The sequence below is a fragment of the Mycobacterium sp. E1747 genome, assembly GCF_001667775.1.
In the GTDB taxonomy this organism is placed as follows: Bacteria; Actinomycetota; Actinomycetes; order Mycobacteriales; family Mycobacteriaceae; genus Mycobacterium.
Window position 1 is genome coordinate 45,463 of the sequence record NZ_LZJI01000185.1, and the last position, 20,987, is coordinate 66,449.

The window sequence follows — 20,987 nt, forward strand, 5'->3', positions numbered from 1 at the left end:
GAGCTCATCGTGAGGCGATTCATCGACCGCGCCGACGCTGGACGCCAATTGGGTTCGCGTATGGCATATCTGCGCGGGCAGGACGTCGTGGTGCTCGGCCTGCCGCGCGGCGGGGTTCCGGTGGCCTTCGAGGTGGCCAAGGCGCTGCACGCCCCACTCGATGTGCTACTGGTGCGCAAGCTGGGAGTGCCCGACCACCCCGAACTTGCGTTTGGCGCCGTCGGCGATGGCGGGGTGCGGGTGTTCAGCGGCGCCGTGGTCAGCGAAGCGCGGCTCACCCACCGGGAGATGGCTGCGGTCGAGACCCGGGAGCTGGCCGAGCTGCAACGCCGGTCGGAACGCTTCCGCGGAGCCCGTCAACCAGTCCCGCTGCTCGGTCGGATCGCGCTGATCGTGGACGACGGGATCGCGACCGGAGCCACCGCCCAGGCGGCCTGCCAGGTGGCCCGCGCCGAGGGCGCCAGCAAGGTGGTTCTGGCCGTTCCCATCGCGGCAGCGGAGACCGCCGAGCAATTCGCTCAATACGCCGATGAGGTGGTATGCCTGGAAACTCCGGTGCCGTACCTCGCCGTCGGCCAGGGATACCGTCACTTCGCTCAGACCTCGGATGACGAGGTGGTAGCCCTGCTCGAGCGCGCCCGGGGCGATTTCGGGGCGGCCGCCGCCAAGGCCGATGATCCGCCGCTGCGCGACGAGGAAATCTGGGTGCCGACCGGATCTGTCGCGGTGGCCGGACGCCTGACCATTCCCCGGCACCCGAAGGGTGTCGTGGTATTCGCCCATGGCAGCGGCAGCAGCCGGCACAGTCCGCGTAATCGCTTCGTCGCCGAGGTGCTCAACAACGCCGGCTTCGCCACGGTGCTCTTCGACCTGCTCACCCCGGAGGAAGAACGCAACCGCGCCAACGTATTCGACATCGCGCTGCTCACGGGTCGCCTGGTCGACGTGACGGGCTGGCTGGCCGGGCAGTCCGACACCGCCGCACTGCCGGTCGGTTACTTTGGTGCCAGCACCGGAGCGGGCGCGGCGCTGAGCGCGGCGGCCCATCCCGGGGTCAAGGTCGCGGCGGTCGTGTCGCGCGGCGGCCGGCCCGATCTGGCTGGTGACGCGCTGCGCAACGTTCGCGCCCCGACCTTGTTGGTCGTGGGCGGACGCGACGAGATGGTGCTGGCGCTGAACCGGCAGGCCCAGGCGGCGATCCCGGCCGAGTGCGAGGTCGCCGTGGTGCCAGGAGCCACCCACGTCTTCGAGGAGGCGGGCACCCTTGAGCAAGTGGCGGTCCTCGCGCGCGACTGGTTCATCGACCACCTCGCTGCGCCGGAGCACTGAATCCGTTCGCACGCTTGAAGTTTGGGGCGGCGGTCCCGGACGGGGGGATGCCGGGACCGCCGCGGATTCGGTTGGCCTATCGGCGTTTCACGTCGCCGGTGTGATGAGCCCGTAGTGTCCGTCGTAGCGGTGATACAGCACGTTGCCGCGGTCGCGGGCGGTGTCGACGAAGAACAGGAACGGCAGGCCGAGCAATCTCATCCGCTCGATGGCCTGATCGATGTCGAGGCGCGGGGCCGGCTGCGGGCTGAGGGTCAACGGCAACTCGTCCGGCGCCACTTCCTCCGCGGCCACCGGATTGACCTGTGCCAGGCGGTATTCGGCCGGCCCTTGGCGATATAGCACGCTGTCCTGCCCTGTGTTCCTCTCGGTGAACAGGTGGAAGTCGTAGTCGAGCTGCTCCATCTCCAGCGCGGCCTCTTCCACCGTGCAGGTGAGCAGGCTGTATGACTTGTGCCGCATGATTCGGCGTTCGGTGTCCGGTCGCGGGAAATAGTTCGGCCGGTGCGTCGGCTCGGTTTCGTGCCGCCACTCGTGCGGGCCGCGCTGTGGCATGCCACCGCGCTTGGCTTCCCAATGTTCGGCGGCGCGTTCCAGTTGACGGCGCAGCCGCGCCTCGAGTCGGTCGATCCCTTCCCGCGCCGTGACGCCTTCGACGTGCGCACGCACCAGCCGGCCGTTGACGTCGAGGTTGGCCTGCGCGATCACCCGGCGGGCCACCGCCGGGTCACCGTGCTCGCTCAACTTGACGTGGGCGTACAGCACCGGCTCGTGGGAGAGGTGGCCGAGCTCGCCGATCTTCGTCCGCGCGTACTCGTCGGCCCCGGGCAACTGGCCGCGCGTCGTCACCTCGACGTCGAAGGCGGCCGGAAGATCGGGTCGTTGTCTCATCGTGTCCCCCGGTCAGTGGTGCAGGCCCGTGACGGGCTCGTGCGTGCTGGCTTGAATATCTACCGATGTCGCAGCCAACAGCTGGTTGGCCAGGTCGGACAGCGCACGGGCGACGGCGAGCTCGTCCCCGATCGCGGTCACGGGCTCGTCGGCGGGGTCGAGTCGCGCCAGGCCGACGCCGACGAGCGTCTTGCCTTGCCAGGACAGTCGCGCCTTCGCCCGAGTCTTTTCGTCGCGCTCCTCGACCAGCACGTCGATGTGGCAGGCCTTGGTGGCGTCGTCGTTCTTCGTCATCACCCGATGCGACCATTGCGCGGCGGGGCCGTAGTAGGGGCGGAAGTCCCGAATCTCGGCGCAGCTCGTCGGCGTTGGCGCGGGCCCGCCCAACGCGATGAACCGGCCAGCAAACGCACCGACGTCCCCGAAGAAAGCGTCGAACTTAATCGACATTATTGCTGGGCTTAATCAGTAGTTTCGTTCGCGTATATCGGGGTGCCCAACAGTAGCGGGCGTGTCCAACCTCCCGACACAGGCCAAGTACCTGCACGCCTCGCGGGGCCGCCGGTCGTCGCCGCACTCGGGTGACGACCGGGAACAGGCGATACTGGCCACCGCGGAGCGCCTGTTGCGGGAACGCCCGCTCGCGGATTTCTCCGTGGATGACCTAGCAAAAGGCGCCGGGATTTCGCGGCCCACCTTCTACTTCTATTTCCGATCGAAGAACGCGGTGTTGCTGTCGCTGCTGGACCAGATGAACGGCAAGGCGCAGGCGGCCCTGCGGTCGCTCGGGGGAATCTCGTCCGGTGACCCCGCGGAGCTGTGGCGCGCGCGCATCGAGGCGTTCTTCGAGGTGTCGGGCTCTCACCCGGCGGTCGCCGTGGCGGGCGCCTCCGCGAAGGCCACCAACCCCGAGGTGCGGCAGTTGTGGTCCACGCTCATGGGTAGGTGGATCTCGCTGACCACGGCGGCCATCAAGGCGGAGCGCGGCCGGGGCGCCGCCCCCGACACCGTTCCGGCCGAGCAGCTCTCGCTCGCCCTCAACATGTTGAGCGAGCGGGTGATGGCCGCGACGTTCACCGCCGAGGACGAGGCGATGCCCGAGGACCGGGCGGTCGACACCCTCTTGCACATCTGGCTGGCCAGCATCTATCAGCGCTGACCGAGCGCCCGCCGGGCGCGGTCCAGGCTGTCGTCGATCAGCCGGTCCACGGCGCCGAAGTAGGTCGGCGACGGCGGTTTTCCCGCCAGCCCAGCGATGGCCTCTTGCTCCCCTAATACGTCGGCGTGATCGAGGTTTGCCGACATTCGGTCGGCGTGCACGGTCAGCCCGGCCAGCAGCTCACCGCATTGGGAGCCGGCGACGACGGCGCGCCGGGCCAACGTGCGCAGCGCGTCCCATTCGGCGTGCCAGGCGCCGTCGGGTCGCTCGTCGTTGGCCAGCGCCGCCGCGGCGTGCAGGGTGGACGCCAGCGGCGGTGCGGACAGGGCGGCCCGGCGGATCAGGATGGACAACACGGGGTTTCGCTTGTGCGGCATCGACGACGAACCCCCGCGGTTCTCGGCACCGGATTCGCTCAGTTCGCCGATTTCCGGGCGGGCCAAGGTGACGACGTCCGAGGCGATCCGGCCCCATGAGTCGGTGCAGCCGACGAAGGCATCGGCGGCCGCGGTGACCGGCGCGCGCGCCGTGTGCCATGGCAATCGGAGGGCCATTCCCAAAGACGCTGCGGTGCGTTGCGCTAGGCCGGCGGACACCGCGGCGGGGTCGGCGGAGCCGGTGAGCAGCGCCGCCAGCTCCGTGCTGGCCGCCAACGTGCCGGCGGCCCCGCCGATCTGGACGGGGATGACCAACGCGGACAGTGCCTCGAACGCATCGACGACGCCGTTCAGCCAGCCGGCCGCCTTCGCGCCGAAGGTGGTGGGCGCCGCGTGCTGGGTGAGGGTGCGCGCCACCATGGGCGTCACCCGGTGCAGGGTGACGAGCTCGGTCAGCGTCGAGACCTGGCCCCTGAGCTGTGCGGCCAGCTCCCCCACCACCTCGCGCAGGCCGAGCATCATGGCGGTGTCCAGGACGTCCTGGCTGGTGAGACCCCGATGGATCCACGGCGCGACTTTCGGGGCGGCGCGTTGTCGCAGCAGGCCGACCAGGCCGATGACCGGGTTGCCGCCGTCCTCGGCGGCAATAGCCAGGGATTCACAATCGTTGGCGCTCAATAGCATTGGCAGGTCTGCCCCGGCGCACTCGGGCGGGGCCAGGCGTTCGGCGACGAGGGCGTCCAGCCACGCGGTTTCCACCGCGGCCATCGATTCCAGCAGGGCCCGATCCGTCATGTGGTCTCGGGCGCGGTGGTCGCCGGGCCACAACAGGTTGGTCATCGCGCACCGTCCCGGTAAGCCAGGAACACGGTCTCGCGCGGGCCTTGCAGGTGGATGTCGAAACGGTAATCCCGGCAACCGCTTTCGCGGACGCAGAGCAGGGTGGCGCGACGCTGGGCATCGAGGTCCGCCAGCGGCGGCTCGGCGCGAAGGTCGCCGTCGGGCAGGTAGGCCCGGGTGAACAGGCGGTCCAGCAGGCCCCGGGCGAACACAGTCAGGGCGAAGAACGGCGGCCGTCCGGCTCCGGTGGGGCCGGGCGTCACTGTGGTGAAGGCGTACCGGCCGGCGCCGTCGGTCGCGCATCGGCCCCAGCCCGTGAACGGCCCATCGACGTCATGGTGGCGGCGCAACGAACCGGCGTGCCGGGGGACGCGGCCTGCGCCGTCGGGCTGCCACAGCTCGACCAGGGCGTCGGGCACACCGTCACCGGCGCCGTCATACACCGAGCCGTGCAGCCGGACCGCGTGCGGATCCCGGTCGCCCACCAGCGCGCCACCACCGGGATAGGGCAACCCCAGGTCCAGGAAGGGGCCCACCGTTTGCCCTGGGGTGCAAGCACATTCAGTCATGACGACGCTCGAGAGGAGTGCCGCCGCCACCCGTGAGCACGATGTCCCACCGATACCCGGTCGCATAATCCGGCTCGGTGAGGCCATGGTCGTAGCGGGCGATCAGCCGTCGCCGCGCGGCGGGGTCGAGGACGGACTGGAAGATCGGGTCCAGGTCGAACATCGGGTCGCCGGGGAAGTACATCTGGGTGACCAGGCGCTGCGCGAAGGCTGTCCCGAACACCGAGAAGTGGATGTGCGCGGGGCGCCACGCGTTGTGGTGGTTGCGCCACGGATACGGGCCCGGCTTGATGGTCAGGAAGCGGTAGGAGCCGTCCGGCCCGGTCAGGCACCGGCCGGCGCCGGTGAAGTTGGGATCGAGCGGGGCCGGGTGCTGGTCGCGCTGGTGACGGTAGCGGCCCCCGGCGTTGGCCTGCCAAATCTCGATCAGCTGGCCGGCCACCGGTCTGCCGGACCCATCGACCACGCGCCCGGCCACGATGATGCGTTCACCCAGGGGTTCACCCGGATGCCCCGCCGTGAGGTCGGCGTCGACCGGGTCGACGTCCTGGTGACCGAAGCAGGGCGCCCAGTGTTCGACCCCCTCGGGATCGACCGGCACCAGCGCATGTTTGGGATGTCGCAGGGCGGTGCTGCGGTAGGGCGGGTAGTCGAGGCGGGGCTGCGCCTCCGGTGCGCGGTATTCGGCTGCGATGGCGGCGATCTCGGCCGTGATGTCACCCTGAGACGCGATACACTCGGGCTTCATGAGCCGTGACGCTACTCTCCATGGCCCCGCGCACCGCGCAAATCGGCGGCGGCGCCGGACTTACAGCGAACGCACCAGCGCCGCCCGCCCCTTGGTGCGCATCTTGTAGAGCGCGGACCCGCGGTATTGCTCCATTTTCACGGCCATCTTGTTGCCCAGCTCCTCGAGCTCCGCGTCGGTGATCTTGACCTCGGGAGGAGCGGGGATCATGTCGCGCTCCTCCTCGTCGGCATGGGCCTCCAGCACGGTCTTGAAGGAGTTCCATTCGTCCTCGTAACCGGGCGCGCTCTGCGGGGTCTTCAGCAGGACGGAAAGCTGGTCGACCACCTGGCGGTGCTCGGCGTGGGCGACCGCGATCAGCTTGGTGGCGTCCTTGAGGGCCGGGTAGTACAGGTCGTCCTCGATGCGGAAGTGAATATCGAGTTCGATCAGCATCTCGTCGAAAAGGGCATGCCGCTCTTCGCTGTTCACCGGCGCCTCGCTGACCTTGCGGCCCAGCCCCTTGATCACGATGTGGTGTTCTTTGAGCACGTCGTAGGCGTTCACTTGCCTTCCCCTTCTCCGATTCCCCCGGCCGCACCGAGCGCGGGCTCGGGCTCACCTCGAACCTCGACCATTCCGTTGACCAACCTCGCCTGGTAACACGGCAGCGGGGCCGCGGCCGGGCCGCGCAGCACGTCACCCGACTCGGCCGCGAACCATGAACCGTGCCAAGGGCATACGAGCCGGCCGCGGTCGACCCAGCCGTCGGCCATGGGCGCCGCCAGGTGCGGACACAACTCCCCGAACGCCGCGACCTCCCCTGGCTTGGTCTGGCACACCACCAGGCCCACCCCGTCCACTTCGACCCGCACCGGCTTTCCGTTCAGCGAGCTCGCCGGGAGCACCGGCTTCCATTCCGTCGTGCGCAGCCGCGCACCCGACTGGTCGATGCCGACGCCGGACTCGAACACCAACGCCCCGCCGAGATAGCTGCCCGCGACCGTGATGCCGTAACCCAAAGCGGTGAGGGCGATGCCGCGGCCGTGGCGGCCCCGGCGGCGATCCCACCAGGACTGCGCGTACAGCGCGGTGGCCGCCAGGTTCACCAGGCCGTGCACGGCGCCGACCCGGCGGTCCGCTTCGTGGGTGTGCTGCCAATCGGTGACGCCGGTGACGGCGGACCCGACGCTGGCCAGGATGCCCACCCCGAGTGCGCGCGAGGCGAACTTCGACGCGTCGCGGACCTCGGTGGCGGGCTGGCCGGGCAGCAGGCTGAGCGCGTCCAGCGCGACGGTGGTGCCCAGCGCACCGCTCGTCAGCGACGCCAGCGGCGGATGAACCGGATGACCGAGCCACACGCCGTGCAACGCGTTGGTGACGGCGTTGCGGGCGCCGCCCAGGCCGTTGAAGGCGAAGCTGAGGATGTGTTCGAACCGATAGCTGGGCCGATCCAGCCACTCTTGCCGCCCGATGGCGGACACCACTCGCGATCCGAGTCTCTGCAATCGACCATCCAGTGCCCGAGCAGCCATTGCACCAGCCCTTCCTCAGATACGTCGCCAAAGCTCAGCAACGCACGCAAAATCGAACCTTTTACCCCTTGGTTACCGCGCGCTCACATGCGCAGCGGAGCTGACGTGACCACCGTATCCCGGTCTCCCGGTCACTCGATTGCCAGAAACCTGTGAATTAGCACAAAGCATTCTTGTGAAAACCTGACCGCTGGTCGGGGCCGGAACCGCGCCGTCCGCAGGCGTACCCCGGGCCGCGGGACGCAAACCCGCCCAGCCGATTGACCGGCGGCAGCCGATGCGGAATTCTACTGAGTGGAACATATCTCTGGCCAGCAGATAGATCGGGGGTTTGGTGACAGCTCTGCGCGCGACTTTGGACCCCGTCCTTCACCACATTCGCCAGGGGATGGTCCCCGCCCACATCTACAACGACGCCGAGCTCTTCGCGCTGGAGAAGGAGCGGCTGTTCGGCCGGGCATGGACGTTCGTGGCGCACGAGTCCGAGATCCCGCAGGACGGCGACTACGTGGTGCGCCGGGTCCTCGACGACTCCTTCATCATCAGTCGCGACTCAACCGGCGAGGTGCGCGCCTTTTTCAACATGTGCCGGCACCGCGGCATGCAGGTGTGTCGCGCCGAGATGGGCAACGCCTCCAACTTCCGCTGCCCGTATCACGGGTGGACCTACCGCAACGACGGCCGGCTCACCGGAGTGCCGTTTCATCAGGAGGCCTACGGCGGCGAGGACGGGTTCGCCAAGAGCACCCAAAACCTGCTGCCCGCACCGAACTTCGCCGGCTACAATGGCCTGCTGTTCATCAGCATGGACGCGCACGCCGAACCGCTCGAAGACTTTCTCGGCGACTTCAGGTTCTATCTGGACTTCTACACCAAGCAGAGCGCCGGCGGCCTACAGGTGCGGGGTCCGCAGCGCTGGCGCATCAAGGCGAACTGGAAGATCGGCGCGGAGAACTTCGCCGGCGACATGTACCACACGCCGCACACCCATGCCTCGATCGTCGACATCGGCCTGTTCCGGGAGCCCAAAGCGCAGAAGCGCAAGGACGGCGCCACCTACTGGGCGCACCGGGGCGGCGGCACCACCTACAAGCTCCCGCCGGGCGGCTTCGACGAGCGGATGCGCTATGTCGGCTATCCCGACGAGATGATCGGCCGGATCAAGGACGTGTGGACGCCGCGACAGCAACAAATGGTCGGCGAGGACGGTTTCATGATCTCGGCCGCCACCTGTTTTCCGAACCTGAGCTTCGTGCACAACTGGCCCAAGGTGCGCGACGGCCACGACGACGAGACGCTGCCCTTCATCTCGATCCGGTTGTGGCAGCCGATCAGCGCCAACGAAACCGAGGTCTGCTCGTGGTTCGCGGTGGACTCCGCCGCTCCCCCGCAGTACAAACAAGATTCGTACAAGGCGTATCTGATGTGTTTCGGTTCGACCGGCATGTTCGAGCAGGACGACGTGGAGAACTGGGTATCGCTGACCACCACCGCCGGAGGTGCCATGGCCCGGCGGCTGCTGCTCAACAGCCGGATGGGGCTGCACTCCGACGACAGCCCCGTCGTCGAGCCGCTGACCGCCGAGTCGTTCCACGGGCCGGGACGCGCGCAGGTCGGCTACAACGAGCACAACCAGCGCGCGCTACTGAACCTGTGGGCGGACTACCTGTCATGAGAAAAGCCCTGCCATTCAGCGACACTCGCCATCTGCAGGCGCACCAGTTCCTGGTCGACGAGACGTACCTGCTGGACGCCCAGCACTACGAAGCCTGGCTGGACACGTTGACCGACGACGTCCGCTACGTCATGCCGGTCCGGGTCACCACCGCGCGGGGCGCCGGATTCGACGCCTCACCGGTCAGGGGCCCGGGCATGGCCCATTTCGACGAGGACAAGTACTCGCTGCGCCAGCGGGTCGCTCGCTTCGCCACCGAGCACGCCTGGACCGAGGACCCGCCGTCGCGGCTGCGCCACTTCATCACCAACGTGCGCACTTTCGAAGGCGACGACCCCGCGCACCTGGTGGCCGAGTCCGCCGAGCTGCTGTTCCGCAGTCGCGGGGACGTCAACGACAGCGCGCTGGTGTCCTGCGGGCGCGAGGACCTGCTGCGGTGGTGTGAGGATCGCTGGAAGCTGGCTCGCCGCAGCATCTTTGTCGACGAGTCCGTCCTGCGGATGCAGAATTTGGCGGTGTTCCTGTGAACGAAAAAATCGTGGTTGCCAACGAATTCGCCGAAGTCGAGGTGCGGCGGGTGGACACCCGCAACGGGTCGCGGCTGCTGATCAGCGCACCCAAAACCGGGCGGTCGATCAGCCTGGACGCGCTGGAATTGGAGGCGCTGACGTGGCAGAACGCCCGCACGCTGGCGACCATGGTCGGCAACTGTGGCGCGCCGCTGGTGCCCGACGCTTCGGAGGACGGCGATGACCGGATGGCTTGAGGGCAAGCGCTCCCTGATCGTCGGCGCGGGTTCGGGTATCGGCCGCGCCGTCACCGACGCCTTTCTCGGCGAGGGCGCGAAAGTGGCTGCGCTGGAACTGGATCCGGCCAAGTGCGAGCGGTTGCGGCAGGAGTTGCCCGACGTGCCGGTGATCGAGGGTGACGCGGTCACCCGCGAGGCCAACGAGCGCGCCGTCGGCGCCGCGGTGGGCGCCCACGGCGGGTTGGACACGCTGGTCAACTGCGTCGGAATCTTCGACTTCTACCGGGGCATCGGCGACATCGACGCCGGCGCCCTGCCCGACGCCTTCGACGAGATGTTTCGCACCAACGTGCTCAGCCACCTGCAGTCCGTCAAGGCGGCACTCCCCCGGCTCCGGGAAGGGACGGGATCCTCGGTCATCCTGACCGAGTCCGCATCGTCGTTCTATCCCGGGCGTGGCGGCGCGCTATACGTGTCGTCGAAATTCGCCGTCCGCGGGCTGGTGGCGGCCCTGGCCCACGAGCTGGCGCCGCAGGTCCGGGTCAACGGGGTGGCGCCGGGCGGGACCCTGAACACCGACCTGCGCGGGCTGGCCAGCCTGGGGCTTCAAGGCGTCCGCCTGGACGACGGCCCCGACCGGGCGCAACAGGTGGCCGCCCGCACGCCGCTGCACGTCGCGCTCACCGCGGCGGACCACGCCTGGAGTTTCGTGTTCCTGGCCTCCGACCGCTCCCGCGGGATCACCGGCGAAACCGTCCGTCCCGACGGCGGATTCGGGCTGGGCGCACCGCAATGACGGCCCTCGACGAGCAACGCGCGCTGGTGGCCCAGGGCTGCCGGGTGGCCGCGGCCCGCGGGCTGGTCGACGGCATGCTCGGCCACCTCAGCCTGCGGGTGGACGAGGAGCGCCTGCTCATCCGCTGCCGCAGCGACACCGACACCGGGGTGGCGTTCACCCGGCCCAGCGACATCCGGCTCATCACGTTCGCCGGCGGCGCCGGGGCCCACGGCGAACTCGACGGGTACCGCGTCCCGAACGAACTGCCCATCCACGTCGAAACCCTGCTGGCCGATTCGCGGCACCGGGCCGTCGCGCACCTGCACCCGCCCGCCGTGGTCGCCGCCGACCTGGCCGGCATCGAAATCCGGCCGATCTACGGCGCCTACGACATTCCCGGCGCGTGGCTGGCCCGCGGCGGCGTGCCGGTCTACGAACGCGCCGTGCTGATCCGCACCTCGGCGCTGGGCAAGGACATGGTGGCGGCCATGCGCGGCCGGCCGGTGGTGATCTGCCGCGGACACGGGATCACCAGCGCGGCCGCCACCGTGCAACAGGCGGTGCTGCAGGCGATCAGCCTCGACGCGCTGGCCCGAATGGCGTTGCGGGTGAAAGGCGCCGGCGGAACCCTGCGCGGTATCGACGACGCCGACTGGGACGACCTGCCCGACCTGGGGCCGGCATTCACCGCCGAGGCAGCCTGGCGTCACGAAGTGGCCCGGTTGGCCCACATTTATGCTGACCACGATGGCGAAAAACGGCCTTGATCCCACCACGCCGCTATGGCGTGCAGCGCAAGTGTTCCGGCTGCTGAGCTGCGTATACGCGACCGGGTTCCAGATCGCCATCAACCCGGATCTGCGTCGGCCCGCGCTGGGCTGGGCGCTGTTCGCGGTGCTGATCGGCTGGAGCGCGGCGTGCGCGGTGGCCTACTTGCGCGGGTTCGGGCGCAAACCGGCATGGGTGCTCGCCGAGATCGTGGTCGTGGTGCTGCTCATGTCGTCGAACGCCATCGTCACCACGCCGCACTGGGCCGCCGACAATCAGACCTGGCCGACGACGCTGTGGGCCAGCAACCCGACCATCTCGGCGGCGATCCAGTTCGGCCCCGCCGGCGGCATGGCCACGGGCCTGGTGGTGATGGCCACCAATTTCGCGGTGAAGAACTATCTCGCCCTCAACCTGGGGCACAACGCCACCGTCATCATCGAACTGGCGATCGGCATGGCGATCGGCATGGCCGCCCAAACCGCGCGGCGCGCCCACGATGAGCTCCAGCAGGCGGCCCGATTGACGGCCGCGGTGCAGGAACGGGAACGCCTGTCCCGCCAGGTCCATGACGGAGCCATCCAGGTGCTGGCGCTGGTGGCCAAGAAGGGCCACGAAATCGGCGGCGCCACAGCGGAACTCGCCGACCTGGCCAGCGAGCAGGAACGCGCGCTGCGGCGATGGCTGGCCAGCACCGACATCGACCACGACACCGACGCCGCCACCGTCGACCTGCGCACCCTGCTGCGGTGCAGGGAATCCGACCGGGTGTCGCTGAGCCTGCCCCCGACACCGGTGCCCCTGGGCCGCGGGGTAAGCACCGAGCTCGACGCGGCGGTGGGCAACGCGTTGGACAACGTGGTCGCGCACGCCGGACCCGATGCGCACGCGTTCGTGCTCGTCGAAGACCTCGGCGATTCCGTGGTGGTGAGCATCCGCGACGACGGTGTGGGAATCGCCGCCGGCCGGCTCGAGGAGGCGGCCGGCCAGGGGCGCCTGGGTATCTCGCAATCGATCGTGGGGCGGCTGACGTCGCTGGGCGGCAGCGCCCAGCTGCGCAGCGAACCCGGAGAGGGCACCGAATGGGAGTTGTGCGTGCCACGCGGAAAGGCACACCATGGCCGATGAGACGCCTACGACGGTGATGGTCGTCGACGACCATCCCATCTGGCGTGACGCCGTCGCCCGTGACCTGGCCGACGACGGGTTCACCGTGGTCGCCACCGCCGACACCGTCGCCGCCGCGCGGCGGCGGGCCGCCGTGGTCAAACCCGACGTGGTGGTGATGGACATGCAGCTGCCCGACGGCGACGGCGCACAAGCGACCGCGGGAGTGCTCGCGGTCTCCCCCTCGTCCCGGGTGCTGGTGCTCTCGGCGTCCGACGAGCGGGACGACGTATTGGAAGCCGTCAAGGCAGGCGCGACGGGGTATCTGGTCAAGAGCGCCTCCAAATCCGAACTGGCGCAAGCCGTGACGGCGACAGCCGAGGGCCGCGCCGTGTTCACCCCGAGCCTGGCCGGGCTGGTGTTGGGCGAATACCGGCGCATGGCGCAGAGCAAGGACGACGGCCCCGCCCGGCCCAGCCTCACCGAACGCGAAACCGAGGTGTTGCGCTACGTGGCAAAGGGCCTGTCCGCCAAGCAGATCGCCCAGAAACTCTCACTGAGCCACCGCACCGTCGAAAATCACGTGCAGGCAACCTTTCGCAAACTCCAGGTCGCCAACCGGGTGGAGTTGGCACGCTACGCCATCGAGCACGGCCTCGACGAGGAGCCGTGACCCGCAGTTAACCGCGAACGGTGGTGGGGCGCTGGGCCGGTGCGGCGGCCACCACGCGGGCGCCTACCAATGCGGTCACCATCACGGCCATGCACACCAGGCCGTCGTCCTTGAGCCCCCACCTGATGGCGGCCAGAATCGCCACGCCCGCAACGCACAACAGGGCACCGATGGCCGCTCCTCGCCCGGGCCCGGGTCACCGTGGGTGCGCCCGGAGTTGCCGATCGCGGTCCACCATCGGCTCAAGCGCGGCCTTATCAAGTCCGACTTCGTCCCGATATCATGTCCGACTTCGTCACGATCGCCGGACAGTTCCCTGCCCAGGCGACCCTATCGGCCGGGCGACACTAACTACGTAAGCTATGTGCCGCGTACAATCCGGATGTGCGACTGCGACCTCGGCCACACGCCGGACGGGCTGACCCAGGCGGCGTTCGCGCCGCACACAGCGTCATCGAACCCGAAAACGGCGCGAATTACCGACATTCGAAGACTTTTTACGCACCAACGTGGTTTACCGACGCACTCGCGTACCCGTTCGAACGCCGCATTATCGAAATCGACGGCTGCCCGATCCATTGGCGAGCGTGGGGAAACCCGACCTCTCCAGTCCTCGTCCTTGTTCACGGCGGAGGCGCCCATTCTGGATGGTGGGACAACATTGCGCCGTTGCTCGCGCATCATCGCTACGTGATAGCTCCCGATCTCAGCGGGCACGGTGACAGCGGACGGCGCTCAGAATACTCGTTGGGCCACTGGGCACAAGAAATCATTGCCGTGGCCGACGCCGTGAGCACGGGCGCCCAACCCGCCGTCATTGGTCACAGCATGGGCGGCTGGGTCGCCGCCACCGCCGCGATCCAGCATCCCGCCGCCATCGACGGAATCGTCGTCATCGACTCCCCACTGCGCGACCGTGCGCCCGAAGGGGGACGTCTACGGAACCGCGGAGCCAAGCCGCGGGGTTACTCCAGCCGCGCCGAGATCACATCCCGTTTCAGAGTGGTTCCGGCACAACCCGTCACGCTTCCGTACGTTACTAGCCACATAGCTGCCGACTCAGTTCGCCGATCGGGCAGACGATGGTTCTGGAAATTCGATCCGCTGGTCTTCGCACTCCCCGACAGCGATTTCGGGCCGATCGACCCCGAGCCGCTGGAACGCATGCTCGAAAGCATGCAGTGCAGGACCGCCTTCGTCCGCTCGGAACGGGGCATCGTCTCGCGAGAGATGGCACGGCGCATCGAATCCGCCATGCAGCTTCGAGGTCCGTTCCTGGAGCTTGCTGAGGCCGGACATCATCCGATGCTCGATCAACCTCTCGCGCTCGTGGCGACTCTGCGGACCGTACTCGAAATGTGGTCGATTACGTGACCTCAGAGCGCCAACCGATTCAGCTCGAACTCGAGCATGCCCTCCAGTCCCGCAGCGGGTGGCTCGGGTAGCGAGACGTCCCCGTCTCGCGTCGGCAGGAGAACGACGGCCGTCCCTGGCGTCGTCGTTTCGCCCCGCTGATTCTGGCACCAAACGCGCAGATGAACCTCACTCCGCCCATCGGCCTGGCACTTGTCGATGACCTCGCCCCGCACCCACGTCAGGTCGCCGATGTAGTTGAACTTGCGGTGCTCGCACCGTAGTTTCCATAACCAGCCGTGGTCACCCATCCAGTCGGTGATCAGGTGAGTCAGCCACGTCTCGCGTAGGCCCCCGTAGTCGTAGGAGTTAGGCAGACCCAGCTCGCGTGCGCGCTCGGGTTCCCAGTGCAGCCGCTGAACGGTGTCGGGAATGTTGAGGGCGTTTCGCGGATACAATCCGGGCGCCTTCCGCCGCACACGGGCCGCGAGTCCGAACGAACCGGGAGGGGTCAACTGCATGCCCCATCCCATGTGCCACACCACGATGTCCGTCGTGGTCAGCGGCCCCTTGACGCGCGGCTGAAGCTCGTCCCCGACGCGAACGTCTTCGAAGTAACGCGGCTCCGCGCCCCTACGCGTCTCAGCCGCGTAGCTTGCGTCGACCTCGGCGATCTCCTCGTCCGTGTACGGCACCTGCTGCAGCTTCTCCTTGGCCCTCTCCTTCGAGGTGTGGCGTTCCGCGTTGATCCAGGTACCGCGCCGAACGGCGTGCATCTCCCCGTCTCCATTGGCGTACAGGTAGTCGTGGGTGACATGTACGGTTCTGCCGCCGAAGGAGCTCGGCTTCGGCTCGACACCCACCTGGGCATGAAGGACACGGCATCGGTCTCCCAAATAGAGCGGGCGGAACCACTCGAATTCCATCACGGCCTGATAGGAGCCCAAGCCCGCGAAGGGATCGCCTTTCAGCAGCGCTTTGGTCTCAGCGTCCGGCTTGGGCGCGGCGTCCTCGCCCATTGTGTACAGGAAGTTGGGCTGTGCGATAAGTGATTTCCAGCGAGTGGTCGCAGCATATTGCGGGTCACAGTACAGGGGGTTGTCGTCGCCGTAGCCGTAGCCGAAGTGTCTCGTCCCGTCCGCGGTCACCTCATAGTTGTGCGGCGGGTTGTATTCGGGTTGGGGAATGCCGAGCCGACGCCGCGACCGGGCGATCGCATCATCTGTGAGAACACCGAACTGCTCGGATCTATCGGTCTGGGTCACATCAACATCCCTCCACGCACGAATCACCGCGGTCTGGCGAGCGCATCGTGCGACGTCGCAACACCCCCCAACGTAGTATACTCCGATAGCTATGTACACCATGTCTTAGGACCCTGCTCTTGCCCTAACGATGATCGTGGGCGACGGGACTCGTCGACGTGTCAAGGAGTCCTACTAGGCGAACCGCTACCGCGCACGCGCTCACCTGGTCGATCAGAAGCAAGACACGGCGGGATCGAAGCCCTGACCGCCCCTTCGAATCTTGTGGGCATCCGGTCGTTCGTAGATGCACACCCCCTCCCCCTCACCAAATGCGGTAAGCGGGCCTAACTGATGACCGCCTCGATCGAGGGCCTCGTCAGCCCGTCAGATCACGGGCGATCACCAGACGCTGGATCTGATTCGTTCCCTCGAATATCTGCGTGATCTTGGCTTCGCGCATGTAACGCTCGACGCGGTAGTCGCGGGTGTAGCCGGCACCGCCGAAGACCTGCACGGCGTCGGTGGTCACCTTCATTGCCGCGTCGGTCGCGACGAGCTTGGCGACGCTGGCTTGCGCCGAGTACGGCCTACCCAGGTCACGCCGTCGTGCGGCGTCCAGGTAGGTTGCGCGCGCACTGACCACCGCGGCGGACATATCGGCCAGTAGGAATCCTAGCCCTTGGTGCTCAATGATCTTTCGGCCGAACGTCGTTCGTTCGTTCGCGTAGCGCGTCGCCTCGTCGAGCGCGGCCTGAGCCAGTCCGACGGCGACGGCGGCGATGCCCAGTCGGCCGGAATCCAGTGCGCTGAAGGCGATCTGCAGTCCCTGCCCTTCGTCGCCGATGCGGCGGCCTGCGTCGAGGCGCGCGTTGTCGTAGAACGCCGACGTCGTTGGGACAGCGTGCAGGCCCATCTTCTCCTCTGGCTTGCCGAAGCTCAGCCCCGGCAGGTCGCCGGGGACGAGGAAGCAGGAGATGCCCTTGTTGCCTTCACCCGTGCGGGCGAACAGCGTGTAGAAGTCGGCCATCCCGCCATGGGTGATCCACGACTTCGAGCCGTTCAGCAGATACCCGTCACCGTCGGCTACCGCCGCACAGCGCAGCGCGGCGGCGTCCGAGCCGGCCTGCGGCTCGCTCAAGCTGTAGGCGCCGACCTGGTTGCCCGACAACATGTCCGGCAACCACCGTTGTTTCTGTGCATCGGTGCCGAACACCAGCAGAGGGTGCGACGACAGACTGTGCACGCTGACGGCGACGGCGACTGCGGCCCACCGGGCGGCGAGTTCCTCGAGCACCTGCAGGTACACCTCGAAGGGCTGCCCGCCGCCACCCCACTCCTCGGGTTGAGGAAGGCTCAACAGCCCCGCAGCGCCCAACTGCGCGAACACCCCGTCGGGGTAAGTCTCGGACTTCTCATGCTCGTCGACGATCGGGTCGAGCACCTTGTCGGCGACGTCACGCGCGAGCGCGATTACGTCGTGGGCTTCCTCGGTGGGCAGGACACGATCAACGGGCATATCGGCCCAATCCGACTCGCATGCGCCGCGACCTCATCATCGCCGAGTCAATTTGCGCCACACGCTGATTGGCCAGACGTCCTGATCCTCGCCGTAAATGGTGGCGCCGTCGGACGCCAAGGTCAACGCGGAGTTGACGCACACGTTTGTCGCGCCCGGCAGGATCATGCGACTCTTGGCGGTGCCCTCCACGTTCAGCACGTGCCCGGACTCGTCGGTGACCTCCAACCGCATGGCCGTGATCCAGCCGCTGGCGGTGTCGCGTTCGACGTGGCGGATACCGTCGCGAACGTAGGTTGTCCGATCGCCGCGCCTCACGTAGCCCGCGTAGATCTCATCGCCATCGCTGAGCGATGGGCGCGAGTACAGCAGGGCCGACCAGTCCTCACTGGCCATCCACGTGTAGCCCATGGGACGGAAACCACGTTCGTGCCGGCTACCCCACGACCGATCCCGCATCGCATAGCAGTCGACGTCGATGCGCTCCCCGTCGAGTTCGACTGTGCCCGTGACACGTCCGGTTTGGTCGAAATGCGACGCCTTTGGATATGGCGGGGTTCCCGCCCGCAGTGCCACCGGACGCTCAGTGCCATCGAACCGCAGATCCACCCGCAGCCTGTTGCGGTCGCTGTAGCCGAGCTGGTAGGCCATGCCGGGTTCGATCGTGCGGACCGTCATCCCAGTGGCGAACTCGATGCCGTCCGGACTGCCGCCCTTCGGGAGCTTGAGGAAGTGGTACTGCTCGAAGAACGGGATCTCCCACGGATCGGTTCCCGAGGCATCCCAAATCCAGCAACCGCCAAGTGTCACACCAGCGTTGGGCCGGATGCCGGCGTACAACCATCCGCCGAGACTGCGTTCGGGAACGAAGAACGAGTACCAGTAGGTTTCGGTGAAGTAGAAGTCGTTACCGGCAGGATGCGGTGCGTCGTCGTCCACCGTGAAGTCATCCGCAGCCGCGACTTGCAGCGGTTCACCGTCAGACAACGCTTCCTCGTTCTTCGAGATCATGAGGGGAAAGCGAGGCTCTTGGTTTGCAGGTGTTGCTCGAAACCCTCGTGTCCGTTCTGTCGGCCGATTCCGCTCAGCCGATAGCCGCCGAACGGGGCGTCGGCGCCGTAGATCATCGCGCCGTTGACCGAAACCGTGCCGGCACGGATGCGGCCGGCCGCCGCGCGAGCCCGGTCCGGGGAGCCGAACACTGCCCCCGCGAGTCCGTATAGCGAATCGTTGGCCAGCGCGACGGCCTCGTCGTCACCACCGTCGTAGGGCGTGACCACCAGTACCGGCCCGAATATCTCCTCCTGGAAGACCCGCATGTCGGGCGTCACATCGGCTAGGACGGTGGGCGACACGAAGTAGCCCCGGTCGAAACCGTCGGGTATGCCCCCACCGACGGTGATCCGCGCGCCCTCTTTCTGAGCGACCTCGATGTAGTCGAGGACCCGGGTGCGCTGCTTCTCCGAGATCAGTGGACCGCAGAAGATGGACGGGTCCGTGGGGTCACCGACCGGGATGGCGGCATACGCGGCGGTGGCGAACTCGACTGCCTCTGCGTACTTCGCGCGCGGCACGATGAGCCGCGTGAACAGTGCGCAACCCTGGCCGGCGTGGGTCGCCGCTGCGATGCAGCCGGGAAGGGAAGTCTGCAGGTCCGCGTCCTCAAGGAGGAGGTACGCCGACTTGCCGCCCAGTTCAAGGAGGTTTCGCTTCATCGTCTCGGCCGAGAGTCGCTGGATGAGGCGCCCCACATCGGTCGAGCCAGTGAACGACACCATGTCGACCCTCGGGTCGGTAAGCAACGTCTGCGCCACGGCGTTGTCTCCCGCAGGGACGATGTTGACCACGCCTGCGGGAATATCGGTCTTCTCCGCGATGATTCGGCCCCACCGCAGCGCGCTGAACGGCGTTTCCATCGCCGGCTTGAGCACCATCGTGTTTCCGGTGGCCAGCACCTGGCCGATCTTATTGCTGATGATTTCGAACGGGAAGTTCCACGGGGTGATGGCTCCTACCACGCCGATGGGTTCCTTCACGACCATCCTGGTGGCGGGGGAGGCGACCTTGGTGTCCGGCTCGAGTTGACGCTCCCATTGGTAGTGGGAGATGTACTCGGCGGGCCATCTGACGGCTTCAGCGATGGGCCAGTCGAGATGGAACATATGGGTGGTCATCGCCGTGGCGCCGGCCTCGGCGATGAGCTCGGCGCGAAAGGCCTCCTTCTCCGTTTGTAGCGCGTCGTGCAACTGCAGCAGACAGTGCTGGCGAAATTCTCGATTCGTTGCCCAGTCGGTGTCGTCGAAGGCGCGGCGCGCGGCGGCGAGCGCATCCTCCATGTCAGTGGCGCCGGCGTTCGTCACAGTGCCGATAATTTCGCCGGTCGCGGGGTTGAGGTTGTCGACCCGTTCGCCCGACGCGGCCAGTCGCAGCGTTCCGTCGACGTACATGCGATCTTCGGCCGCCATCATGTCGGTATCCGAACTCGTCATTCCGTTTCCTCCCATCGGGCCGGCAGGGTCGGCAACGCCTAGCCGCCCCAGAAGGCTAACTATGTTATCCAAGTCGTCCTTCGTCAATACCCCGACTCAATCGTGCTGCGCCCCAACTCAGTATGAGCACGCCGGCAGCGGCCCCATTTTGGTGCTGAATGCGACGACCGAGGAATAGGGTGGTTGACATCACACGCGAGATTTAGTGAAGTGTTCTTCACCACCCCCCGTAGAATGTGAGAACTGATGTTGTCAGCGGCCGCCGAACTCGCTCCTCCCGTAACCCTGGCCCCAGGCGCGGTGTGGGTCTTCAACTGGGTCATTCCGATCGTCGCCAGCATCTTCATGGTGTTGGCGGTCGCCGATGTCATTCGCCGCCGCCGGCTGACGTGGGGGTTCTTGTTCCTGGTCAACAGCATGGCCGTCTACTGGATGGAGACAATCGGCGACTGGGGTCAGCAACTGTTCTACAGCCCGGCGTTCGCCCGGCACCACCTACTCGAATGGCTTCCGCTGAAGACCCCCCACGATCCGCTCTTCATGCCGTTCGCCTACGCGTTCTACTGGGGCGTGCACGCTCTGATCGTCTTGTGGTTGAGTCAATATCTGTCGTCGCGACTGGGCTGGAGCATGCTCAAATCGATGTTGGTCCTGGCGATCCCGGTTAACTACATTTGGGACTTCCTCGTCGAAGGCACGGCCGCGTACTTCGGGTGGTGGACCTACGACCCGGGCATCGGCCCGCTCATCCAATGGAGCACGGGCGGCCGCATCACGTTGTTGTGGACCATCGGCATTATGTGCGTGTGGCCTAATCTGATCGCCTATTGGGCGGGCAAGCCCCCGATTAAAGGCCTCAACCACATGGAGCGGTTCTTCCGCCTCGAACGGTTCACCGTCCCCAAGACCCCCAAGACCTCGCAAACGGCCGGCGAGTCGGCAGCGCTGTCCGCAGGCGGCGCCGCGGTGGCGGTCAAGCAGGTCCATCGGACCAAGCAGCAGGAGTTCGACGACTACCTCAACTATGAGGTGACGATTCCCCGGTGGAAGTTCGAACTGAGGCGACTCGGCGCCTGGTTCGTGGTGTTCCAGGTCAGCTTCTTCTTCTGCGCTGTCTTCCCGCTGGTCGTGTTGCGGATACTCCTACACGCCAACGACGTGTACATCCCTCCCCAGATCTAGCCCTGCAGTGCACCTCGGATACCG

General features: G+C 67.2%; 22 protein-coding genes and 1 pseudogene. 11 read left to right on the top strand and 12 right to left on the bottom strand.

The features are described 5' to 3' along the window. Nucleotides 1-9 precede the first annotated feature (9 nt). Nucleotides 10-1,329 carry an alpha/beta family hydrolase gene (locus A5695_RS18040; RefSeq protein ID WP_068085007.1) on the top strand — a complete coding sequence of 440 codons (1,320 nt, stop codon included), beginning with the start codon at nucleotides 10-12 and terminating at the stop codon, nucleotides 1,327-1,329. 87 nt (nucleotides 1,330-1,416) lie between these two features. Here A5695_RS18040 and A5695_RS18045 read toward each other — a convergent pair whose 3' ends face one another. Further along, nucleotides 1,417-2,220, bottom strand: a complete 804-nt coding sequence (locus tag A5695_RS18045) for an HPF/RaiA family ribosome-associated protein (RefSeq protein WP_068085010.1) — start codon at nucleotides 2,218-2,220, stop codon at nucleotides 1,417-1,419. A 12-nt stretch (nucleotides 2,221-2,232) separates the two neighbouring features. Continuing rightward, complete coding sequence (locus tag A5695_RS18050) at nucleotides 2,233-2,514, bottom strand: DUF1876 domain-containing protein (protein ID WP_068085093.1); 282 nt, start codon at nucleotides 2,512-2,514, stop codon at nucleotides 2,233-2,235. Nucleotides 2,515-2,731: 217 nt separating this feature from the next. Here A5695_RS18050 and A5695_RS18055 point away from each other — a divergent pair, with 217 nt between their 5' ends. Then, nucleotides 2,732-3,379 carry a TetR/AcrR family transcriptional regulator gene (locus A5695_RS18055; protein ID WP_068085013.1) on the top strand — a complete coding sequence of 216 codons (648 nt, stop codon included), beginning with the start codon at nucleotides 2,732-2,734 and terminating at the stop codon, nucleotides 3,377-3,379. Here the strand turns inward: A5695_RS18055 and A5695_RS18060 are convergent. From A5695_RS18060 to A5695_RS18080, 5 genes are read right to left on the bottom strand one after another with little or no spacing between them, the layout of a single operon-like run. After that, nucleotides 3,370-4,596: a lyase family protein gene (locus tag A5695_RS18060; RefSeq protein WP_068085016.1), complete on the bottom strand. Its 1,227-nt coding sequence runs from the start codon at nucleotides 4,594-4,596 to the stop codon at nucleotides 3,370-3,372. The two genes, A5695_RS18055 and A5695_RS18060, sit on opposite strands and share 10 nt — an antisense overlap. After that, nucleotides 4,593-5,165: a protocatechuate 3,4-dioxygenase subunit alpha gene (gene pcaG / locus A5695_RS18065; RefSeq protein ID WP_082946161.1), complete on the bottom strand. Its 573-nt coding sequence runs from the start codon at nucleotides 5,163-5,165 to the stop codon at nucleotides 4,593-4,595. The genes A5695_RS18060 and pcaG overlap by 4 nt, the downstream gene beginning before the upstream one ends. Next, nucleotides 5,158-5,913, bottom strand: coding sequence for a protocatechuate 3,4-dioxygenase subunit beta (gene pcaH / locus A5695_RS18070; protein WP_068085018.1), 756 nt, complete (start codon nucleotides 5,911-5,913; stop codon nucleotides 5,158-5,160). Before pcaH ends, pcaG begins: the two co-directional genes overlap by 8 nt. A 60-nt stretch (nucleotides 5,914-5,973) precedes the next feature. Beyond that, entirely contained in the window at nucleotides 5,974-6,459 is a 486-nt protein-coding gene (locus A5695_RS18075; protein WP_068085021.1) for a hemerythrin domain-containing protein, read from the bottom strand. Then, complete coding sequence (locus A5695_RS18080) at nucleotides 6,456-7,427, bottom strand: Rieske 2Fe-2S domain-containing protein (RefSeq protein ID WP_068085024.1); 972 nt, start codon at nucleotides 7,425-7,427, stop codon at nucleotides 6,456-6,458. The genes A5695_RS18075 and A5695_RS18080 overlap by 4 nt, the downstream gene beginning before the upstream one ends. Before the next feature lie 388 nt (nucleotides 7,428-7,815). Here A5695_RS18080 and A5695_RS18085 point away from each other — a divergent pair, with 388 nt between their 5' ends. Genes A5695_RS18085 through A5695_RS18115 form a run of 7 tightly spaced genes read left to right on the top strand, consistent with a single transcriptional unit; the run spans nucleotide 7,816 to nucleotide 13,176 of the window. Next, a complete protein-coding gene (locus A5695_RS18085; RefSeq protein ID WP_068085027.1) occupies nucleotides 7,816-9,102 on the top strand; it encodes a Rieske 2Fe-2S domain-containing protein in 1,287 nt (428 codons plus the stop codon). After that, nucleotides 9,099-9,629, top strand: coding sequence for a 3-phenylpropionate/cinnamic acid dioxygenase subunit beta (locus tag A5695_RS18090; RefSeq protein WP_068085030.1), 531 nt, complete (start codon nucleotides 9,099-9,101; stop codon nucleotides 9,627-9,629). The genes A5695_RS18085 and A5695_RS18090 overlap by 4 nt, the downstream gene beginning before the upstream one ends. 8 nt (nucleotides 9,630-9,637) lie before the next feature. Further along, entirely contained in the window at nucleotides 9,638-9,868 is a 231-nt protein-coding gene (locus A5695_RS18095) for a dihydrodiol dehydrogenase (RefSeq protein WP_369830208.1), read from the top strand. Further along, nucleotides 9,852-10,646, top strand: coding sequence for a 3-(cis-5,6-dihydroxycyclohexa-1,3-dien-1-yl)propanoate dehydrogenase (hcaB, locus tag A5695_RS18100; RefSeq protein ID WP_068085035.1), 795 nt, complete (start codon nucleotides 9,852-9,854; stop codon nucleotides 10,644-10,646). The genes A5695_RS18095 and hcaB overlap by 17 nt, the downstream gene beginning before the upstream one ends. Continuing rightward, the gene (locus A5695_RS18105; protein ID WP_068085098.1) at nucleotides 10,643-11,395 is read left to right on the top strand and encodes a class II aldolase/adducin family protein; all 753 of its coding nucleotides are present in this window, start codon (nucleotides 10,643-10,645) and stop codon (nucleotides 11,393-11,395) included. The genes hcaB and A5695_RS18105 overlap by 4 nt, the downstream gene beginning before the upstream one ends. Further along, complete coding sequence (gene macS, locus A5695_RS18110; RefSeq protein WP_068085038.1) at nucleotides 11,364-12,524, top strand: MacS family sensor histidine kinase; 1,161 nt, start codon at nucleotides 11,364-11,366, stop codon at nucleotides 12,522-12,524. The genes A5695_RS18105 and macS overlap by 32 nt, the downstream gene beginning before the upstream one ends. Further along, complete coding sequence (locus A5695_RS18115; protein ID WP_068085041.1) at nucleotides 12,514-13,176, top strand: response regulator transcription factor; 663 nt, start codon at nucleotides 12,514-12,516, stop codon at nucleotides 13,174-13,176. Before macS ends, A5695_RS18115 begins: the two co-directional genes overlap by 11 nt. On the opposite strand, the pseudogene A5695_RS30345 reads toward A5695_RS18115, so the two are convergent. After that, nucleotides 13,140-13,415 (bottom strand): annotated as a pseudogene (locus A5695_RS30345) (acyltransferase); the annotation flags it as partial. The gene A5695_RS18115 and the pseudogene A5695_RS30345 sit on opposite strands and share 37 nt — an antisense overlap. 145 nt (nucleotides 13,416-13,560) lie before the next feature. Here A5695_RS30345 and A5695_RS18120 point away from each other — a divergent pair. Next, nucleotides 13,561-14,550 carry an alpha/beta fold hydrolase gene (locus A5695_RS18120; protein ID WP_231974888.1) on the top strand — a complete coding sequence of 330 codons (990 nt, stop codon included), beginning with the start codon at nucleotides 13,561-13,563 and terminating at the stop codon, nucleotides 14,548-14,550. A 2-nt stretch (nucleotides 14,551-14,552) separates the two neighbouring features. Here A5695_RS18120 and A5695_RS18125 read toward each other — a convergent pair whose 3' ends face one another. The 4 genes from A5695_RS18125 to A5695_RS18140 form a co-directional block, all read right to left on the bottom strand. Continuing rightward, nucleotides 14,553-15,794: a MaoC family dehydratase N-terminal domain-containing protein gene (locus A5695_RS18125; RefSeq protein ID WP_068085044.1), complete on the bottom strand. Its 1,242-nt coding sequence runs from the start codon at nucleotides 15,792-15,794 to the stop codon at nucleotides 14,553-14,555. A 358-nt stretch (nucleotides 15,795-16,152) separates the two neighbouring features. Continuing rightward, nucleotides 16,153-17,292, bottom strand: coding sequence for an acyl-CoA dehydrogenase family protein (locus A5695_RS18130; RefSeq protein ID WP_068085047.1), 1,140 nt, complete (start codon nucleotides 17,290-17,292; stop codon nucleotides 16,153-16,155). A gap of 36 nt (nucleotides 17,293-17,328) precedes the next feature. Next, nucleotides 17,329-18,303 (bottom strand): hypothetical protein, encoded by a 975-nt coding sequence (locus A5695_RS18135; RefSeq protein WP_231974889.1) that lies wholly within the window; start codon nucleotides 18,301-18,303, stop codon nucleotides 17,329-17,331. Next, entirely contained in the window at nucleotides 18,300-19,781 is a 1,482-nt protein-coding gene (locus tag A5695_RS18140) for an aldehyde dehydrogenase family protein (RefSeq protein ID WP_197515538.1), read from the bottom strand. The genes A5695_RS18135 and A5695_RS18140 overlap by 4 nt, the downstream gene beginning before the upstream one ends. A 246-nt stretch (nucleotides 19,782-20,027) precedes the next feature. Between A5695_RS18140 and A5695_RS18145 the strand changes: the two genes are divergently transcribed. Continuing rightward, entirely contained in the window at nucleotides 20,028-20,963 is a 936-nt protein-coding gene (locus tag A5695_RS18145) for a hypothetical protein (RefSeq protein WP_156749723.1), read from the top strand. The last annotated feature ends 24 nt before the right edge of the window (nucleotides 20,964-20,987 follow it).

Excerpts from the sequence above, each read along its gene's own strand:
- A5695_RS18045 (WP_068085010.1), bottom strand. The coding sequence starts at position 2,220 with ATGAGACAACGACCCGATCTTCCGGCCGCCTTCGACGTCGAGGTGACG.
- A5695_RS18050 (WP_068085093.1), bottom strand. The coding sequence starts at position 2,514 with ATGACGAAGAACGACGACGCCACCAAGGCCTGCCACATCGACGTGCTG.
- A5695_RS18060 (WP_068085016.1), bottom strand. The coding sequence starts at position 4,596 with ATGACCAACCTGTTGTGGCCCGGCGACCACCGCGCCCGAGACCACATG.
- pcaG (WP_082946161.1), bottom strand. The coding sequence starts at position 5,165 with ATGACTGAATGTGCTTGCACCCCAGGGCAAACGGTGGGCCCCTTCCTG.
- pcaH (WP_068085018.1), bottom strand. The coding sequence starts at position 5,913 with ATGAAGCCCGAGTGTATCGCGTCTCAGGGTGACATCACGGCCGAGATC.
- A5695_RS18080 (WP_068085024.1), bottom strand. The coding sequence starts at position 7,427 with ATGGCTGCTCGGGCACTGGATGGTCGATTGCAGAGACTCGGATCGCGA.
- A5695_RS18085 (WP_068085027.1), top strand. The coding sequence starts at position 7,816 with ATGGTCCCCGCCCACATCTACAACGACGCCGAGCTCTTCGCGCTGGAG.
- A5695_RS18090 (WP_068085030.1), top strand. The coding sequence starts at position 9,099 with ATGAGAAAAGCCCTGCCATTCAGCGACACTCGCCATCTGCAGGCGCAC.
- hcaB (WP_068085035.1), top strand. The coding sequence starts at position 9,852 with ATGACCGGATGGCTTGAGGGCAAGCGCTCCCTGATCGTCGGCGCGGGT.
- A5695_RS18105 (WP_068085098.1), top strand. The coding sequence starts at position 10,643 with ATGACGGCCCTCGACGAGCAACGCGCGCTGGTGGCCCAGGGCTGCCGG.
- macS (WP_068085038.1), top strand. The coding sequence starts at position 11,364 with ATGCTGACCACGATGGCGAAAAACGGCCTTGATCCCACCACGCCGCTA.
- A5695_RS18115 (WP_068085041.1), top strand. The coding sequence starts at position 12,514 with ATGGCCGATGAGACGCCTACGACGGTGATGGTCGTCGACGACCATCCC.
- A5695_RS18130 (WP_068085047.1), bottom strand. The coding sequence starts at position 17,292 with ATGCCCGTTGATCGTGTCCTGCCCACCGAGGAAGCCCACGACGTAATC.
- A5695_RS18135 (WP_231974889.1), bottom strand. The coding sequence starts at position 18,303 with ATGATCTCGAAGAACGAGGAAGCGTTGTCTGACGGTGAACCGCTGCAA.
- A5695_RS18140 (WP_197515538.1), bottom strand. The coding sequence starts at position 19,781 with ATGACGAGTTCGGATACCGACATGATGGCGGCCGAAGATCGCATGTAC.
- A5695_RS18145 (WP_156749723.1), top strand. The coding sequence starts at position 20,028 with ATGTTGTCAGCGGCCGCCGAACTCGCTCCTCCCGTAACCCTGGCCCCA.